The organism is Paenibacillus sp. FJAT-26967 (assembly GCF_001541095.1).
GTDB lineage: Bacteria > Bacillota > Bacilli > Paenibacillales > NBRC-103111 > Paenibacillus_F.
Genome location: NZ_LMXH01000010.1, coordinates 20,476 through 38,532, shown reverse-complemented (window position 1 = coordinate 38,532; position 18,057 = coordinate 20,476). Strand labels below are relative to the sequence as shown.

20 protein-coding genes are annotated in these 18,057 nt (G+C 50.6%); 1 reads left to right on the top strand and 19 read right to left on the bottom strand.

Going from position 1 to position 18,057, the window contains the following annotated elements:
• Positions 1–238 precede the first annotated feature (238 nt).
• The 14 genes from AR333_RS22540 to pth all read right to left on the bottom strand — a co-directional run bounded on the left by AR333_RS22540 (position 239) and on the right by pth (position 13,529).
• The gene (locus AR333_RS22540; RefSeq protein ID WP_068777622.1) at positions 239–739 is read right to left on the bottom strand and encodes a S1 domain-containing RNA-binding protein; all 501 of its coding nucleotides are present in this window, start codon (positions 737–739) and stop codon (positions 239–241) included.
• A gap of 110 nt (positions 740–849) precedes the next feature.
• The gene (locus AR333_RS22535) at positions 850–1,191 is read right to left on the bottom strand and encodes a septum formation initiator family protein (RefSeq protein ID WP_068777621.1); all 342 of its coding nucleotides are present in this window, start codon (positions 1,189–1,191) and stop codon (positions 850–852) included.
• A 47-nt stretch (positions 1,192–1,238) separates the two neighbouring features.
• Positions 1,239–1,823 (bottom strand): spore cortex biosynthesis protein YabQ, encoded by a 585-nt coding sequence (gene yabQ, locus AR333_RS22530; RefSeq protein ID WP_068777620.1) that lies wholly within the window; start codon positions 1,821–1,823, stop codon positions 1,239–1,241.
• Positions 1,820–2,101, bottom strand: a complete 282-nt coding sequence (yabP, locus tag AR333_RS22525; protein ID WP_068777619.1) for a sporulation protein YabP — start codon at positions 2,099–2,101, stop codon at positions 1,820–1,822. Before yabP ends, yabQ begins: the two co-directional genes overlap by 4 nt.
• 157 nt (positions 2,102–2,258) lie before the next feature.
• Positions 2,259–2,513 carry an RNA-binding S4 domain-containing protein gene (locus AR333_RS22520; protein WP_068777618.1) on the bottom strand — a complete coding sequence of 85 codons (255 nt, stop codon included), beginning with the start codon at positions 2,511–2,513 and terminating at the stop codon, positions 2,259–2,261.
• Positions 2,513–2,785 (bottom strand): HU family DNA-binding protein, encoded by a 273-nt coding sequence (locus tag AR333_RS22515; RefSeq protein ID WP_068777617.1) that lies wholly within the window; start codon positions 2,783–2,785, stop codon positions 2,513–2,515. The genes AR333_RS22520 and AR333_RS22515 overlap by 1 nt, the downstream gene beginning before the upstream one ends.
• Positions 2,786–2,898: 113 nt before the next feature.
• Positions 2,899–4,374, bottom strand: a complete 1,476-nt coding sequence (gene mazG / locus AR333_RS22510; RefSeq protein WP_068777616.1) for a nucleoside triphosphate pyrophosphohydrolase — start codon at positions 4,372–4,374, stop codon at positions 2,899–2,901.
• Between the two features lie 56 nt (positions 4,375–4,430).
• Positions 4,431–6,263, bottom strand: coding sequence for an oligosaccharide flippase family protein (locus AR333_RS22505; protein ID WP_068777615.1), 1,833 nt, complete (start codon positions 6,261–6,263; stop codon positions 4,431–4,433).
• Positions 6,264–6,299: 36 nt separating this feature from the next.
• Positions 6,300–6,842 (bottom strand): stage V sporulation T C-terminal domain-containing protein, encoded by a 543-nt coding sequence (locus AR333_RS22500; protein WP_068777614.1) that lies wholly within the window; start codon positions 6,840–6,842, stop codon positions 6,300–6,302.
• 154 nt (positions 6,843–6,996) lie between these two features.
• On the bottom strand, positions 6,997–7,539 hold the full coding sequence (spoVT, locus tag AR333_RS22495) for a stage V sporulation protein T (RefSeq protein WP_068777613.1): 543 nt from the start codon (positions 7,537–7,539) through the stop codon (positions 6,997–6,999).
• A 292-nt stretch (positions 7,540–7,831) separates the two neighbouring features.
• Positions 7,832–8,944 (bottom strand): peptidylprolyl isomerase, encoded by a 1,113-nt coding sequence (locus AR333_RS22490; protein WP_068777612.1) that lies wholly within the window; start codon positions 8,942–8,944, stop codon positions 7,832–7,834.
• Positions 8,934–12,452 carry a transcription-repair coupling factor gene (gene mfd, locus AR333_RS22485; RefSeq protein ID WP_068777611.1) on the bottom strand — a complete coding sequence of 1,173 codons (3,519 nt, stop codon included), beginning with the start codon at positions 12,450–12,452 and terminating at the stop codon, positions 8,934–8,936. Before mfd ends, AR333_RS22490 begins: the two co-directional genes overlap by 11 nt.
• A gap of 136 nt (positions 12,453–12,588) precedes the next feature.
• Positions 12,589–12,819 (bottom strand): anti-sigma-F factor Fin family protein, encoded by a 231-nt coding sequence (locus tag AR333_RS22480; protein ID WP_068777610.1) that lies wholly within the window; start codon positions 12,817–12,819, stop codon positions 12,589–12,591.
• Positions 12,820–12,965: 146 nt separating this feature from the next.
• Positions 12,966–13,529 (bottom strand): aminoacyl-tRNA hydrolase, encoded by a 564-nt coding sequence (gene pth / locus AR333_RS22475; protein WP_068777609.1) that lies wholly within the window; start codon positions 13,527–13,529, stop codon positions 12,966–12,968.
• 183 nt (positions 13,530–13,712) lie between these two features.
• Here pth and AR333_RS22470 point away from each other — a divergent pair, with 183 nt between their 5' ends.
• A complete protein-coding gene (locus AR333_RS22470; protein WP_068777608.1) occupies positions 13,713–13,913 on the top strand; it encodes a hypothetical protein in 201 nt (66 codons plus the stop codon).
• A gap of 164 nt (positions 13,914–14,077) precedes the next feature.
• Here the strand turns inward: AR333_RS22470 and AR333_RS22465 are convergent, their stop codons facing one another.
• The 5 genes from AR333_RS22465 to purR all read right to left on the bottom strand — a co-directional run bounded on the left by AR333_RS22465 (position 14,078) and on the right by purR (position 17,912).
• Positions 14,078–14,707, bottom strand: coding sequence for a 50S ribosomal protein L25/general stress protein Ctc (locus AR333_RS22465; RefSeq protein ID WP_068777607.1), 630 nt, complete (start codon positions 14,705–14,707; stop codon positions 14,078–14,080).
• Between the two features lie 76 nt (positions 14,708–14,783).
• Positions 14,784–16,181 carry a bifunctional UDP-N-acetylglucosamine diphosphorylase/glucosamine-1-phosphate N-acetyltransferase GlmU gene (gene glmU, locus AR333_RS22460; protein WP_068777606.1) on the bottom strand — a complete coding sequence of 466 codons (1,398 nt, stop codon included), beginning with the start codon at positions 16,179–16,181 and terminating at the stop codon, positions 14,784–14,786.
• Between the two features lie 112 nt (positions 16,182–16,293).
• Complete coding sequence (gene spoVG, locus AR333_RS22455) at positions 16,294–16,578, bottom strand: septation regulator SpoVG (protein WP_009671859.1); 285 nt, start codon at positions 16,576–16,578, stop codon at positions 16,294–16,296.
• Positions 16,579–16,693: 115 nt separating this feature from the next.
• Positions 16,694–17,080, bottom strand: coding sequence for a RidA family protein (locus AR333_RS22450; protein WP_068777605.1), 387 nt, complete (start codon positions 17,078–17,080; stop codon positions 16,694–16,696).
• 7 nt (positions 17,081–17,087) lie between these two features.
• A complete protein-coding gene (gene purR / locus AR333_RS22445) occupies positions 17,088–17,912 on the bottom strand; it encodes a pur operon repressor (RefSeq protein ID WP_068777604.1) in 825 nt (274 codons plus the stop codon).
• Positions 17,913–18,057 lie beyond the last annotated feature (145 nt).

The following is an 18,057-nucleotide window of genomic DNA, read 5'->3' as shown; positions in this document are numbered from 1 at the left end:
AAAAAGGGGCCTTGTCAGCTTAACGCAAACGCAGCCCTATCAGGGGCTTGGCCCCATCGTTCCGAACGCCCGTTCCTCGGAGGATTCGCTTCATACAAGCCGCTTACCATGCATATGCGGTAAGGTTGTGTCGATTCCCCGAAAAACGTTAGTTCAGTCGACGCAAAAAAACCACATCCGCCTAAACGGAGTGTGGTTGTAAATTCTTGTAATCATATAAGTAGAGCAAGAGGAACGATTAGTCGCGTCTTCCGCCACGTCCACCGCGTTTGGAATCCTGCTTCTTGAGTGAAGAGATGCGCTCTTCACTATCTTTGAGAAAGCGACTCATCTTGTCCTCAAAAGTAGGTTTACCTGGCGGGTTACGGAAACCGCCACCGCGTCCACCGCGATCTCCACGTCCGTGTCCACCGCCGCCACCAAAGCTTGGACGGTCTCCGGAACGAGAGGAGTCGAACTTACTATTGCCTGGTGGTCTTTGAGGGCGAGCAGGTTCAGCGGGCTTTTCGATCGTCTGCTTGATGGATAAGCCGATTTTCCCGTCCTTGTCCACGTTGATGACTTTGACCAGAACTTTGTCTTCGAGTTTGAGATGGTCGTTGACATCCTTTACGTAGTTGTCGGCGATCTCCGAGATGTGCACCAGTCCGGTAACACCCTGTTCAAGCTCGACAAATGCCCCAAAGTGAGTGATCCCGGTCACTCTTCCTTCTAATTTGCTGCCCACTTCAATTGCCATAAAATACAATGTTCCTCCCTTAAATTGTTCAAAAAGAACGGCTACGCCGATTATACCCCATTGCTGAATCTACGGTCAACATGGAGAAAAGCCCAATTAATCCGGAATTTTTACGGATTCTTTGATTTGGGCGCCGGTGATATAAAGCGTGTTTCTCCCTCGCGTGCATAATTCAGCTCGCTGCGGATTACTTGTTCCAAATACTCAGGGTCGTTCAAGCGGGCAATTTCTTTTGTAATATCCGCTTTACGCTTCTGCTCATCCGCCAACTGCTGCTCGACTTGCTGCATTTCAGCACGCTTCTCGCCTAGTTTACCGGATTGATCCCAGTATGTCACTCCAGCCCATGTCAAAACACCGAGCGAAATCACTGCAGCAATACGGAATCTGCGACGAGTGCCTTTGCTATTCGATTTGGTTTGAGATTGTGATGATTTTGATGGGACAGGCATGGGAATTTACAGCCTCCTGATCTTATGGCCGCTAATCGGCCTTTACTTCACTTCTTACCCTTAGAAAACCACTTCTGAAACAGCTGTTTCATCCAGCTGATCCACCCCGAAATGCGGGCAGGTACACGAAGCTTAGCGTATAGAGGACGTAACAGCCAGAGAATTAATCTCCAAACAGGATAACCTAATTGTACCACAACTCGGAACAGGAACATAGCAGCGCCCGCCAAAACTCCCAAGAGAAGCAGAACCAGCTTGTAAATACCTACTGCTGGTTTGAAGAGCAGAAGCACCATCACTCGCCTGCAGAAACGAAGCAGCCATTTCACAGCCTGAATGCAAACTCCGATTAATTTACGGACCGTACGGCTAAAAGCCAGTAAATAAACGAACAGCCCCAGAAGCAACCCGATAAATACAAAGAGCCGGACTTGTCCCTGATTACTGCGGATCAAAGTACCGAACACGAGAATGATTCCGATGATCCAATAGGCGAGATCCGCAAGCGGGAAAGTCCAGCGCGGCAGCCTCAGCTGCACGAACACCACCCGGAAGGCGTCATAAAGCGCACCGAGGCCCATCCCGCTGACGAACATCAGCCACAGCGTTACGAATTGTACGTTCAGAGTCACTTAAACAATTTACCCAAGAACCCTTTGGACTTCTCCGGGGAATTCGCATCGACATAGGCAAGAGAGTTTACATAGCCCTCAATCGCTACCAGGCCCTGATCCAGGCTAAGATTCTTAATGTGCAGATTCTGCCCCTTAATTAGCAAAAAACCACAGTCCGTTTCCAGAAGGAACTCTTCGCTGTCAAAACTCTCCACATTCTTCACGCCCGAGATCTCGAGCAGTTTACGGTTCAGCATTTTAACTTCCTGCCGCTTGGTCTTTCCGGCCTCCATCATGGCAAGTCCCCCCTACAGCTTTTCCTACCACTACGATATGGGGGGATGTCCGTTTTTAGAACACCCTAACAGGCCTTCTCATTCGATTCCGCATAAAAAAATTACAGAAAAAAAAGACTGAGGACGGCAAAATGCCGTGCTTCAGTCTCTTTGCTGATCAGAGCGCTTCTTCGCGAAGGAGCGTGTACATATGAGCCGCATCTTCCTTGCGAGTCGACTCCGTAAGAAGTTCTACGCGAACCGTCACTTTTTTCTGCCCGAATTGAATCGTCAGCTCATCGCCGACTTTCACCGTCGAACTCGGTTTGGAGTCCCTGCCATTAATCCATACGCGGCCCTGGTCCGAAATGTCCTTGGCTACCGTACGGCGTTTAATAAGCCGGGATAATTTAAGAAACTTATCCAGTCTCATTACTTAACAGCTTCTTTAAGCTTATTGCCTGCTTTGAAAGCAGGAACATTCGATTCTGGAATTGTAATTTCTTGACCGGTTTGCGGGTTGCGGCCAGTACGACCGGAACGTTTACGGGTTTCGAAAGTACCGAAGCCGATCAGCTGTACTTTATCTCCTGTGGACAGAGCGTCCGTAATTTCCCCGAGGAATGAATTCAGGACTGTTTCAACGTCCTTTTTGGTCAGGCCGCTTTTAGTGGAAATGTTGTTGATCAGATCTGTCTTGTTCATTATTAGTTACCTCCTAAGTGGATGACAATTTAAAGCTTATCTGTTCTGTGCATAGCTGCTTTCGCACTATGTATTCTGGATGGGCACGTAAAATCCTGCTGAAAACCCGCAGTTTACGGAAGTTTTTTTGCTTCTTGCCACAATTTTTCCATTTCATCCAGTTTCGTATCACGAATCGATCTTCCATCCGCTTCCAGACTTTCCTCGATGTAGCGGAACCGATTCGTAAATTTACGATTCGTTGAAGCAAGCGCTTCTTCCGGATCGATTTTCAGGAAACGGGCCAGGTTGACAACGGCAAACAGCACATCACCAAGCTCATCGAGTCGCTGTTCCGGAGTCCCGTCCGTCACCGCTTCCTGGAGCTCCGCCAGCTCCTCCTGGATCTTGGCCGAAACTTCGGCAGTTTCTGACCAGTCAAAACCGACACCCGCCGCTTTCTTCTGCAGCTTATAGGCTTTCATTAAAGCCGGCAGATCGCGCGGAATGCCGGCAAGCACGGACTGCTTCTTTGGATCAATGCCCTTGAGGCGCTTCTCCTCATCCTTCATCCCCTGCCAATTGGCCAAAGCTTCCTCAGCATTACCCGCTTCTCGGGTTCCGAAAACATGAGGATGCCTGCGGATAAGCTTCTCGTTCAATCCGGCGATCACATCATATACGGTAAAGGCACCTGTTTCCTCTTCCATTTGGGCATGCAGCATTACCTGCAAAAGCAAATCGCCAAGCTCTTCACACATATGGTCAGGATCGTCTTCATCGATCGTTTCCAGCACCTCGTAAGCTTCTTCAATCAAATTTTTGCGCAGGCTTGCATGGGTTTGCTCACGGTCCCATGGGCAGCCCTCTGGACTTCGCAGAATCGCGACAATCTCATGCAAACGTTCCATGGTGCGGTTGCGGAGATCGTCTTTATCGCTCTTCGGAATCCATACAAGCGACAAGTTCCCGTAGCCTTCCGTACGGTCAAGCTCGTACAGGGGAAGCTCCACTAGAGACTCTTCTCCTGCCACACCGAGCGAATGACCGACGACAACCGGATAATCATCCGGGTACATGTCCATCAGCGTCAGCTTCACATCGGAAGCCGTGAAGGTATCATACACTTGTCCAATAATCGTATGAAGGCGGGGATTGAGCATGCCGGTCCGCAGGTCCGTTGCATCCAGCAGCTGGAGCCCCTCAATCGGATCAAAACCGAACCTTAGAAAAGCCTGATCGATAAAACTCTCTCCGCCGATAATATCAAGCTTTATTCCCTCTTCCGGACACCGGGTCCTGAGCAGCTGGACGGTATACTCCGCCACCATCGGGTGTCCGGGTACGGCATAAACGACATTCTCCGTCCGCGCCGACTCCAGCAGCGCCGATACAATGGCTTCGTAAGTATCATCAAAACGGTCTTTGGATTCATAGACTGCATCGAAAGTCTCGTACCGGATACCCTCAGCCTGCAAAAATTGCGCCACCGGATGTTTCTCCGTCCGCAAATACAACTTCGCAGCCTGCTGCAGCTTGCGCAGCACGCCGAGCGTTAGCTGGTTCTCGTCGCCCGAACCGAGTCCGAGGACCGTAATGGCTTGCGTCATGGCCGACTAGCCTCCTTCATAGTGGCGGCCCGCCTTCAAGCGGGACCGGATAGGTATTATCGCTTCTGCGGCGGAAGCAGCCGCAGCTTCTCCAGCGCCGGCACGAGCTTGCCTCCGCCCGGCAGCTGCGCGAGTTCCGCAGCGCCCAGTGCGCCGAAGCGCAGCAGCGCGAGCGCGTACACCGCAGCGCCCAGCGCGATGCCGCTGAGCGCCAGCAGGCTCGCCTGAGTCCGGCCGGACAAGCCCGGCACGGCTGCGGCGAGCAGCGGGCCCCCGCCCAGCTGCAGGGCGGCGAGGGCCGCGCTCATCAGCGCAGCGGCCGCAAGCGGCGCGAGCGCGAAGCGGCGCCATGGGAAGGCGGCGCCGGTGAGCCGCTTCACCTCTGCAAGCCCGAGCGCCGAAGCGGCTGCGAAGGCCAGAACGGCGCTCACGCCGGCGCCGGCAATGCCGATGTGCGGCACAAGCAGCAGGCTGCCGCCGATCTTGACCGCCGCCGCCGCAAGTAAGTGCAGGGCAGGCGCGTTCACGGCGCCGAGACCCTGCAGCACGCCAGCGAGCACGATGTTGAGCGTACCGAGCAGCGCGGTGAAGGCAAGGATAGCCATCGTGCCGGAGGCTTCGCTGCTCATGTAGAGCATCGCGTTCACCGGCACGGCCAGAACCGCCAGGCCCGCAGCGGCTGCGAGGCCGAAAACCGCCGTGACCCGTACCGTAAACTCGGTACGTGCCAGCAGCAGCGCCGGATCGCGCCGGGCTTTGGCTGAGGCGACGGCAGGCACGAGTACAGCAGTCAGCGAAGAGGCGACCATCGCAACGGCCTGCACCAGCGGCAGCCCGTGGTTGTAGAGCCCGAACTGCCGCATGCTTTCGGCTGCCGCCATTCCCTGGCTCTGCAGCAGCCTCGGCACTGTAAAAGCATCGATGAGATTGAGAATCGGTGTCATGATCGTGCCAAGGCAAATCGGGAGCGCAACTAGAGCGATTCGCTTCATGAGCCGGAACATCGATTCCGGGGCGGCATCCTGATTGATGCAGCCATCGCGGATTCCAACGGAGTTATCCGCTGCGTGGACTCCCGTCCGCGAGCCGGTTTGCCCTGCTCCGTGTACAGAAGCGGCAGCTTCTTCCCATGAGGCCTTCTCTTCTCCCATGTCAGCGCATGAATCGGGCCGTTTATTCATCACTTGTCCGGCTGCAATCGGACCGGCGCGCTGCGCCTTGCTCCTACTCCGCCGCCAATGAAACAACAGAAGCAGCAGTCCCCCCGCTGCTCCTGTGACGGAGCCGAAGGTTGCGCCTGCCGCAATATCCGCTTCATCGGCTCCCCTGCTCGTCAGCACAACCAAGAGCAGAATCATGGTCGTAACCCGTACGCTTTGTTCCACAACCTGTGATACCGCTGTAGGGAGCATGTCCTGATAACCTTGGAAATAACCGCGCAGAACGGAAAGAGCCGGTACAAGCAGCAGCGCATACGATACACTCCTTACAGCAGGGGCTGCCGCAGCCGTACCCATCCAGCCTGCTAGCGTATCCGCGCCATAATAAAGAAGAATAAAGCAGATCAGTCCGGTCCCGGTCAGCAAAGCGGCGGATGCCACTGCGACCTTTCGCGCCCCTACGTGATCACCCGCTTCCGCCCTCTCAAGCACAAATTTCGAAACGGTTGTAGGAAAACCGGCCGTAGCCAGAAATAAAATGAGAATATAGAGAGGATAGACGGCATTGTAAATGCCAAAAGCACCATCCCCCGCTATATTCTGAAGCGGTATTTTCTGCAGTGTTCCGAGCAGCTTGGAAAAAACGGCTGCGGCGGCAAGTATTGCGGCCCCCCTAAGCAATCGTGACCCTCGGGGCGCTGCCTGCCCGGTCTGCCTCCGTTCTTCCATGAGCTTCTCCCCCTGCTACCCCTCACTCAGTCCAACTTATAACTGCGTCTGCTTGGCCAGGAACGAAGCCGCCATTTCAACCATGGCCCGTTCTGTCCCGCCCATTACGACGCCTTCTTCCTTACTCAGGAGAAGAACGGCTCCGCCGGACTCCCCGCCATTTACGATGGGGGCAATAACAAACGAGCTGTACGTGTCAGCAGATCCTCCACAAATTTCGAAACTGCCTGACGTTTCTTGGAGGGTAACCTCCTGCTTATTCATCACACGATCAACGAGCTCTCCGACCGGTTTGCCGCTCATTTCCTTGCGGCCTCTTCCTGCTGCAGCGATGAATGTTTCACGGTCACAGATAAGAGCCAGATGATTCGTACTTTCACTTAACGACTCGGCGTATTCTACAGCAAAATCCCCTAATTCACCTACCGGGGAATATTTTTGAAGGATAACTTCTCCGTCCGGGTTCACGAAAATTTCCATCGGATCGCCTTCCTTGATGCGCATGGTGCGTCTTATTTCTTTCGGAATGACAACCCGTCCTAAATCGTCTATACGTCTAACAATTCCTGTAGCTTTCATACCTCTTTGTTGCCTCACTTTCATGGAAGAAATATATACTTGATGTATCGAGATGCGGTGAAGAGGACTCTTTTTATTATATATAAAAATGAGCATAAAACAAAAAAAGGCCCTTACCGGGGAAAATAATTTTCCAAGTAAGGGATGATTACACTCATTGTTCCATCTGTTTTGCCAGAAAGGCTGCTGCCGTTTCCACCATCTTCGACTCCATGTTCCCCATTTCAACGCCCTCGTCTTTGCTCATAAGAATGACAGATCCGATAGGATCCCCGCCCGCTACGATAGGAGCAATTACAAAAGAGCTGTAATTTTCGGGATTGTCTTTGGAGATCTCATAAGAACCTGATCCGGTTTCAATCGCCGCTTTGCGGTTCTCCATCGTCGTCTCGACGATTTGGCCGATCTGCTTGTCCATATACTCTTTCTTGGAGCCACCTGCCACGGCAATGACGTTATCACGATCTGTGATCAGCGTAATATGGTTAGTGCTCTCGTAGAGAGACTCGGCATATTCTTTGGCGAAATCGCCTAATTCCCCGATTGGAGAGTACTTCTTTAAGATGACTTCACCGTCGCGATCGACGAATATTTCAAGCGGATCGCCTTCCCGAATGCGTAGTGTACGACGTATTTCTTTCGGGATGACAACTCTGCCCAAGTCATCGATGCGACGAACGATTCCAGTTGCTTTCATGACTCATGTTGCCCCACTTTCCTTGAAGTTTTGGATACGAACTGGATGCCGAGGTGCCTGTATTTAAAAAGTAGAGAGTGTAACTCTTTTTTGATTCTGACCATAGTATTCATCTGGGCCCAAATTCTTATACATTTCCCTGTTTCCATCACCCAGTAAAGTTAACGCCTCTTCGCAGGGACAACTCGTTGGAATTCTGTTGTCCAGCCCCACCCGCCATGCTCCTAGTGATGCCCCGGTCCAACAAAAAAATACCCGCACCAACGAAATGTTGGCACAGGTATTCCTTTGTTTATTTTGCAGCAGGGGACGCACTCGGTGAAGCAGCCGGTGCTTCAGGCGACGCGCTTGGCGATGCAGCTGGCGCTTCAGGCGATGTCGCAGGTGCCTGAGGGGAAGCACTTGGAGCAGGTGTTGCTGTCGGTTTCGGCAGCGTATTCGTTTCAATCAGGCTCGGGAGCTCTTTTTCAACGAAATCCTGCATTTTAGGCTGAACCAGAAGGGATACCAGTTCCGGCTTTGCCTCTTCTACAGTTTGCTTCTTACGCTCTTCTACCTTCATGACATGGTAGCCGACTTCTGTCTCAACAGGATCGCTGATCGTGTTAACGGGCAGCTCGATCGCCGCTTTCTTGAAGCCTTCCATCCATTTGTTTACGTTCTCGTTCTCGTATTTGCCGCCCTTCTCTTTGGATCCTGGATCGTCAGAGAACTCTTTGGCAATTGCATCAAAATCTCCGCCGCTCTTCAGCTTCGCTTGAACTTCCTTCGCACGCTTCAGAGCTTCTTCCTTGGTACGTGTTTCTTTACCCGTAGCCGGGTCCATCGTAGCAACTAGGACATGGCGTACAGTCGCCAGATCGTAGGCATTCGGGTTTTCTTTCAAGTTCTTATCGTAAGCGGCCTTAACTTCTTCATCCGTGATTTGTTTCTCAAATTGTGCAGTCGAATAGATGCTCAGACGGATCAAATTCTCAACATCTTTCTCTTCAAGCTTCTCATCCTTCAGCTTCTTCTCTAAACCGCCCTCTTGAGAGCCCAAGAACGTCTTGATTTGTGTAAGCTGTTCCGTTACCTGCTTGTCCGCTTCTTTCTTCACATCTTCAGATGCGCGTCCGGACAGTACTTTGAGCATTACATATTGCTCCAGCATACTTTGCTGGTAAGCAGGATCTGATTCAAATTGCTTATATTCCGGGTACAGCAGACGGTTAAAGCCCAGCAGTTTATCGAACTCTCCGCGGGTAATCTTACCTCCGTCTTTGTATGTCGCTATTACTTCTTCGGGGCTTCCTGCCGCAGGTTTTTTATCTTTACCGCATCCGCTGGCCACGGACAAGACAAGGACCAGTACGACAAGCATTAGCCACTTACTCTTGGCCAATCCTGATTTATTACGTAGCATTTTGCAATTCTCCCTTCGTTTTCAAAGCCTCCCTGTATTGTAACAGAAAACGTTCCACCAATGCGATTGTGTCTTCAGGAGACAGCCCTTTGCCGCGGATGTTGATGTGGATCTGGGGTCCTGAAATCAGCTTGACGCGTCCGTCGAAGCCACTCGCTATCGTAAACAGCTTCTGTCCATCCAGCAAGGCGGTCTGGTCGGAATGAATCTTAATGTTGTAGTCGTCACCCTTTTGCGAGATCGTCTCAATCTTGTACTCCGACCCGAATACTTTGAGTCTTGCAACGGCGAGCAGATTGGATACGGCAGATGGCAGATCGCCGAAACGGTCCACCAGTTCCTCATGCAGGTCTTCCGCTTCTGTGAAGGAGCGAATGTTTGCCACTTTCTTGTAGATCTCGATTTTCTGCATGCTGTCATAAATATAATCCGAAGGCAGATAAGCGTCGAGATGGAGATCAAGCTGAGTAATCCATTCCTTCTCAGGCTCCGCAGCCTCTCCGTCAAGCTCCAGCTTACGCTTCGCGATTTCCTCACTCAGCATTTGGGAATACAGGTCAAAACCGACGGAAGCGATAAATCCATGCTGCTCGGCACCGAGCAGGTTGCCGGCTCCTCGGATGGACAAATCCCTCATCGCAATTTTAAACCCAGATCCAAGTTCTGTAAATTCTTTTATTGCCTGGAGACGTTTCTCAGCCACTTCATTCAACACTTTGTCCCGCTGATAAGTAAAATAAGCGTACGCGATCCGGTTGGACCGGCCAACCCTTCCACGCAGCTGGTAGAGCTGGGAGAGCCCCATTTTATCCGCATCATGGACAATCAGCGTGTTGACGTTCGGGATGTCTACCCCGGTTTCAATGATACTCGTGCTGACCAGGACATCGAATTCGCCATCCAGAAAATCAAGAATGGTTTTTTCCAGTTCTTGTTCGGACATTTGCCCGTGAGCAACTGTAACGCGGGCGTCCGGAACGAGCATAGAAATCTGCTCGGCCATCTGATTAATACCCTGAACTCGGTTGAACAGATAATACACCTGTCCCTCCCGCGCAAGCTCCCTTTCAATCGATTCCCGGACGAGAGACGCGCTGTATTCCAGCACGTACGTTTGAACCGGGAAGCGATTTTCCGGCGGAGTTTCGATGACGGAGAGATCCCGTACACCTAGCATAGACATGTGAAGCGTACGCGGAATAGGTGTCGCTGTCAGGGTCAGCACGTCCACATTCGTTTTCAGGCGCTTCAGCTTTTCTTTGTGGGACACGCCAAAACGCTGCTCCTCATCGACGATGAGCAGACCCAGATCTTTGAACTTCAAGTCCTGCGACAGCAGACGGTGAGTGCCGATGACAATGTCCACCGTACCGGCTTTCACACCCTTGATAGTCTCATTCTGCTCTTTTTTGGAACGGAACCGGCTGAGCACTTGGATGTTAAAAGGATAGCCCGAGAAACGTTCGCGGAAAGTCTCATAGTGCTGCTGGGCAAGGATAGTCGTCGGCACAAGAACCGCAACCTGTTTGCCATCGATTGCGGATTTAAAGGCAGCACGGATCGCTACCTCCGTTTTCCCATAACCAACGTCGCCGCACAAGAGACGGTCCATAGGACGGGGCTTTTCCATATCCTTCTTAATTTCCCCAATTGCCCGAAGTTGATCCGTTGTTTCGTCATAAGGAAACATGCTCTCAAATTCTTGCTGGTAGGCAGAATCCTGGCTAAACCCGTAGCCGGTCGTCGCCTGACGGTCCGCGTACAGCTTGATCAAATCATCTGCAATATCTTTGACCGAAGTGCGGACTTTGTTCTTGACGCGATTCCAGTCCGCGCCGCCCAGCTTATAGATCTTCGGTTCTTTCTCTTCGGAACCGACATATTTCTGAATGAGATCGATCTGATCAATCGGAACCGACAATTTGTCGCCTCCGGCATACACAATATGTAAATAATCTTTATGAATGCCGCCGACTTCCAGTGTTCCTATGCCCACATATTTACCGATACCATGATTAACATGGACGACATAGTCGCCGACCTTCAGCTCCTGGTAGCTTTTGATTCGTTCGGCGTTCTCGATTTTCTTATCTACTTTGCGGGCTTTGCGCTGCTTCTGCGTGAACATCTCGCCCTCTGTGATGACGACAAGATGAATCGAAGGCAGTTCAAACCCGGTTTGAAGATTGCCGTTCATGATTTCCGGCTCATCGATCTGGTAATCCCCCAGCACGCGGCGGACGCGTTCCATACGCTCTTCGCCGTTGGCCAGAATGATGACACGGCTCCCTGTTTTTTTCCAGCGTTCCATCTCTGCTTTAAGCAGATTCATTTGCCCGTGGAAATTCTGCATAACCCGCGACATGAAGTTGACGATGTTCTGCGGCTGAGTCTGCGGAACCTGACGCAGAAACAGCGACATATACAGCGTCGGATACGTGTGCCGGATCATCAGCGTTTCAAGCTGCTTGGAGAGCGTGAGCGCCGGCAGTCCCGTCCCATCCTGGAGCGAGTGCATGATCCACTCGGATTCTTCCCGCTCCAGCTGCTTGGCGGTTTCCACCAGCCGTGCCGGCTCGTCGATCAGCAGGACGGTGTCATCCGGCATATAATCGCTGAGCGTCTGCTTTTCCGGATAGAGCAGGGAAACATATTTGAACAGGCCCTGGAAAGTATGGCCTTCGCGGAGACGCTCGATATCTTCGCCGATACCTTCCAGAAGCTTATCTTTAGCCTGACGGTCCGTCATTTTGGCAAGCTGGGCCTGAAGAAGCTCATATGCATGCTGGGCAGCGCTCTGAAAACGCTTTCCATTCACGAGAACTTCCCTGCAAGGCTCAATCACAAATGCATCCAATTTATCAATTGAACGTTGGTCAGCAACATCGAAAGTACGGATCGAATCTACCTCTACATCAAACAACTCAATACGGACAGCAGTAGCGGACGTCAGCGGATACAAATCGATAATACCGCCTCTGACACTCATCTCGCCTTTGCCTTCGACTCTCTCCACCCGCTCGTATCCCAACTCGTTGAGCTGTTTCAGGAACACGTCCAGATCAACGGTATCTCCCAATTTGACTGTAACCGATGCTTCGGCGAATACTTCTTTGCTTGGAAGGAGGCGGCGGAAGCCGGCATAAGGCACAATAACGGCTCCCCGGTAACCCTGGGCCAATTTCGTCAGCACATCGATGCGCTGGGCCAGCATTTCAGGGCTGGCAATAGCCGCCTCTGCAGCCAGAAGTTCTTGTGCGGGATATAAGAGAACGCCGTCTTCCGGCAGACATTCGCTTAAATCTTCGTAAATTTTCTGCGCGGAAAACATATTATGCGTAACGATCAGCAAAGGACGCTCAAGCTGCTGCTTTAGCGAGGCCAGCATCACCTGACGAGAGGAGCCGGTTAATCCAGCGATCAACTGCTCTTTCATGCCGGAACGAATACCCTCGGTGATACTTTGAAAATCACGGTCCGTTGAAAAAGCTTGTATTAAAGCTTGCAATCCAAGTACACTCCTCTCACAAAAAGAAGCCTGGGCGCTTGCCTAGGCTGTCATGACAAATTTCTACACGGGTACGGGGTGTGGATTGTTATAAAGAAACGCTCCGCAGCAGCTCGCACGCAGTACCGTATAAGGATCACTGCAGCGGGCTGCTGATCAAGTTCAGCTCCGGATTCGCGTCCAGAGCCTGTTTGCAATAATCGCAAACAACCTTGACCGTAACGCCTCCGTCCACGTTATACGCTATTATATCGCTCCGCTCTTCGGGGGTCAAGAAATGGAAGCCGAGCTGGTATTCACTGATCTCGCTCTGGCTGATTTCCCCCACCTTGGATTGACAGTGGCGGCAAATATACTTCACTGACATCAATGTATGCCTCCTCACGAGTTTCAATTACTTCTTAGTATGGCCGCCTCATCTAAAATTTAGCCTTAGCCCGAATAAGTAATTTTCATTCCCTTTGTCAGCATACAATGTGTCTTGGATCTGCGCAGCGAGTAATCCTGCGGGATTCAGCTCCCGTTGAACACAGCCATGGTCTTCTCGAATGGTTCGGTCAGGCAGTGCTCCATCGCTTCGCAAGTCTTATCCAGCAGAGCCGGGAGCTCAGTTGTTTCCGCTTTACTGAAGTTAGCGAGTACATAATCGACAATGGAATATCCCGGCGCAGGCCGGTTAATCCCTATCCGGATCCGGTTGAATGTCGACGTGCCCGTATGGGCAATAGCCGACTTGATTCCGTTATGGCCGCCAGCACTCCCCTGATAACGGAGTCTAATGCTGCCGAATGCTGTATCCATATCATCGTAGAGAAGCACCAGGTCGCTTACGTCGACTTTGTAGAAATCCATGAAAGCCCGGATCGATTCTCCGGATAAATTCATATAAGTCATCGGTTTCAGGAGATAAGCCTTCGTCCCATTCACTCTCACTTCCGCCAGTTGACCCTTGCATTTATTTTGAAAAGAGGAAGCCCCCCACTTCTGTGCAAAACGGTCTATTGCCATGAACCCTATATTATGTCGTGTATGTTCATACTGTTTCCCAGGATTGCCTAAACCGACAAAACACTTCACGTTTCATTCACTCCCAAAAAAATTTTACTTTTTTTAACCAAACTCTGTAACGATTCCCTGTTGAAACTTGTCTACATATATGCAGGTTTGTCTTCTTTTACGCAAAATCCGATCCTTTCCAATCGAACCACACACATATACAGACATTTAGAAATAAAAATATGAATAGCAGGTGATGAATCTATGTATGACAATGGCCAACCTCTTTACCAGGACGATCATTTCCAAGATCATTTAGATGCCGAAGTTCCAGTCCAAGTATACTATCTTGATGCGCACAAAGATATAGGGTTCGTACACCACTATTCTCCCCATTTTATCAAAATCAACAACATTCTGTACAACCGGGGCATGTTTACTTTTATCTCCAGACCAGGCTACTGATTTTAAAAAGCTTGTTCGCAAGCGCTTACAAAGTCGTGAAAAAAACATTCTAACATCTTATCTCCATTCACGTAAGAATTGTAGCGTTGTACCTGCCCAAGCCCGTACAAAAAAGCTGTTTACCGCATACGGTAAACAGCTTTTTATCAGCCGATGAGATCGGGCTATTCCTTCGTTTCCCCAGCGGATTTATCCGATTCGGCTGCTTCAGCTGCCGGCTCGTCCTCCGTAGTTTCTTCTACCTCTAAGCGAGGTTGAAGAATCGTAACTACGACATCCTCTGAGTCATTCTTCACTTCCACGTCTTTAGGAAGCTTCAGATCGGATACCAGGATGTTCTCCCCGATGCCCAGCTTGCTGATATCCGCTTGCACGGAATCCGGAATATCGTTCGGCAGACAACGGACATCCAGAGCCGCCGTCTCCACTTGGAGAATACCTCCAGCTTCGACACCAGGGGCCTCACCGATAATTTCAATCGCTACGGTCGCTTTAACCAGCTCGTTCATTTTGATTTGGTGAAAATCAATATGAACGACTTCCTGGCTCAGGCTATCGCGTTGGATACCACTTATAAGAACAGGGCGCTTGCCAACGCCTTCAATGTTAAGATCGATCACCGCATTGGGGTGACTTCTCAGCAGCGGTGTAAGCTCCTTACGTTCCAGAACTACGGTCAAGCTGTCTGCATCTTTCCCGTATACCACGCCAGGCACTTTACCTTGTTTGCGTAGTTGCTTCACCTCTGATTTAGTGCTGCGTGTTCTCGTGTTTCCTTTTAGAGCTACTCCCATAAGAAAAGACCTCCCTTGTGATAACTAAAGATAAATTACCCACAATCAGGAGATTTAAAACATTTTTATAACCATTTCACGATTTCTTACTGTTCTTCTTCGCTTGGAGCTTCCCACGCATACGGTCCGCATACCCTTTTTTGTTCGTTTGACGCTCACGTGCGATGGCCAGATCGTTCTCTTCCACGTTGGTTGTAATCGTCGAACCTGCCACGACATAAGCTCCTTTTCCGATCTTCACAGGGGCGATCAGATTGACGTTGCTTCCTACGAAAGCATCATCGCCAATCTCAGTCAGACTCTTATTGAAGCCGTCATAGTTGACAGTAATGGCCCCGCAGCCGAAGTTAACGTTCTTGCCCACTTCAGCGTCACCCACATAACTGAGATGGGATACTTTCGAACCATCCCCAAGCTTAGCGTTCTTGATTTCTACGAAATCCCCGATTTTCACGTGTTCCCCGAGATCCGCTCCCGGGCGCAAATACGCATAAGGGCCTACACTCGATTCATTACCGACAGATGCTTCTTGCAGAACCGAGTATTTGATCACTACTCCATCATGGATGGTGGAATCGGTAATTTCCACATTCGGTCCCAGGATACAGTCGGATCCGATTACCGTCCTGCCGCGAAGCACAGTGCCTGGATGCACGATAGTATCCGGGCCGATGACGACATCTTTCTCAATATACGTCTGCGCCGGATCAATAATCGTCACGCCTTCTACCATATGCGCCCGGTTGATCCGTTCACGCATAAGACGCTCCGCCTCGGATAAGGCGATTCGGTCATTGACACCGATTGCTTCGGCTTCATCCGGTGTGCAGTAGGCTTCTACATTCTCACCCATACTCTTGAGGATCGAGATTACATCTGTTAAATAATACTCCCCCTGTACATTTTCATTCTTCACGTTCTCCAGGGCCGCAAACAATTTTCGATTATCAAAACAATATGTACCGGTATTGATCTCACGTACAGCCGCCTCATCGGGCGTGCAATCCTTCTGCTCGACAATCCGGTCTACACGGCCGCCTTCGCCACGGATAATACGGCCATAGCCGGTCGCGTCCGTCATTTCCGCTGTCAGAATCGTACCCGCAGCTCCACTGTCTTGATGCAGCTGCATCATTTTAACCAGCGTCTCGGCTCTTACGAGCGGCGTATCACCGCATACCACGAAAGTAATGCCCTCTTCGCTGCCCAGAACCTCTTTGGCTTGCAGAACTGCATGTCCGGTGCCCAGCTGCTTCTCCTGAAGCGCATACTCTGCTTTATCTCCAAGATAGCCTTGAACAGCTTCTGCCCCGTGCCCAACAATTACCAGAGTTTTCTCTATTTCTATATGTGCAAGCGTATCAATTACATGCCCTACCATCGGCTTCCCGCAGACAGAATGCAATACTTTGTACAGCTTGGATTTCATTCGTTTTCCTTGTCCTGCCGCCAGTACGATCGCCATAAGCTTCAAGATCAATCCACTCCTTATTCTCCTCTATTATCATCCCTGACTATATCTTATCTGCCGAAAAAAGAAAAGAGAGCCCTGTCGGAACAGGACTCCTTCTGCCAATGTGGCCGTATTAAGCGCCTTCTTCGATGACTTCCTCTTCCGCAGCTGCGCGGTCGTACTCGGACAGGACCGCAGCCTGTATCTTCTCGCGGGTTGTGGATGAAATCGGATGGGCAATATCGCGAAACTCCCCATCTGGAGTCCGCTTGCTAGGCATTGCCACGAACATTCCATTATTGCCATCAATCACACGAATATCGTGTACGACGAATTCGTTATCGATGGTAATAGAAGCAATCGCCTTCATTCTTCCTTCGGAATTCACCCGGCGAAGTCTGACATCTGTAATTTGCACTTGTGTTCACCACCTTTTTCCATTCGCAGGACTTGGTGTATACTTCCACATTTTCGTGCAAATTCCTTCTGGATAAAGAGGAAAAAATTAGATTTTCCAGAAAATAAATGTCTTCTTAAACGTTTTCGACAGGTATCGCCGCAATCAGTTCGATTTCGACAAGTACATCTTTCGGAAGCCTTGCCACTTCTACGGTAGAACGGGCAGGCTTGTGCTCACCGAAATAAGACGCATATACTTCATTAATCTGTCCAAATTGGTTCATATCCTTGATAAAAACAGTCGCTTTTACAACGTGCTGCAAAGAAGTACCCGCTTCTTTGAGAACCGCCTGGAGGTTACGGAATACTTGATGCGTCTGTTCCACAACATCGCCTTCCACCACCTGTCCCTCTGCGTTCAGCGGAATCTGTCCCGATGTAAATACCATATTCCCGATATGGATGGCCTGTGAGTAAGGTCCGATTGCTGCCGGTGCTTCCTGAGTAGCTATAATACGCATGAATCATTCACTCCTTATCAAAGTAATTTCCCAGCTCGACGCTGATTTCCTTCGTTTTGGAATCGACACCCGTCAGCTTAGCAAGGGAGATATAATCCTTAATGAGATGCTCCTCAACTTCACTTGATTCCACGAATACGGCGACACCGCCTATGGTGGCTTTGAATTCGTCAAGCAGATCAATCATGCCTTGAATGGTTCCCCCGGCCCGTTTAAAATCATCTACGATTAACACCCGGGCTCCCTCCTGAAGGGAACGTCTGGCCAGAGACATTGTTTGAATCCTCTTGCTTGAGCCGGACACATAGTTAATACTCACGGCAGAGCCTTCCGTTGCATTACTGTCACGGCGTACCGTGACGACAGGCAGATTCATGAAAGAAGCCGTTGCATACGCAAGCGGGATTCCTTTGGTCTCCACGGTCATTACGACATCCAGATCCTTCCCGGCAAAAGCCGATGCGAAGGTTTTCCCGATCTCATTCAGAACCTGGGGTCTGCCCAGAATATCCGCCATATACAAATAACCGCCAGGAAGGACCCGTTCCGGCTGCCGGAGCTGTTCACACAGATCCTGCACAAAAGCCAGCGAAGCTTCTTTGGCGATCTTCGGTATAAATTTGACGCCTCCTGCGGCGCCTGCGAGTGTATGAAGCTCTCCGAGTCCTTCGTCCTCGAAAACTTCCTTTATAATCGCCAGATCTTCGCTTATAGAGGATTTGGCTGAGCTGTATCGTTCTGCAAACGTGGTTAATGGTATAAGCGTGTGTGGCCGAAACAACAAATATTGCGTCATTTCTACCAACCGAGCGCTTCGCTTCAACTTTTTCATGACGCACCCCTAAAATCCGAATATTATGTAGTAAATATACCATTTTTGTACGTCTTTGTCCAAGCTATACAAATAAAGCGTTTCATTTGTGCCTTTAAAGACTCCTCAGGGACGTCTTCATCCCTCTGCCTGCCATAACAGGCAG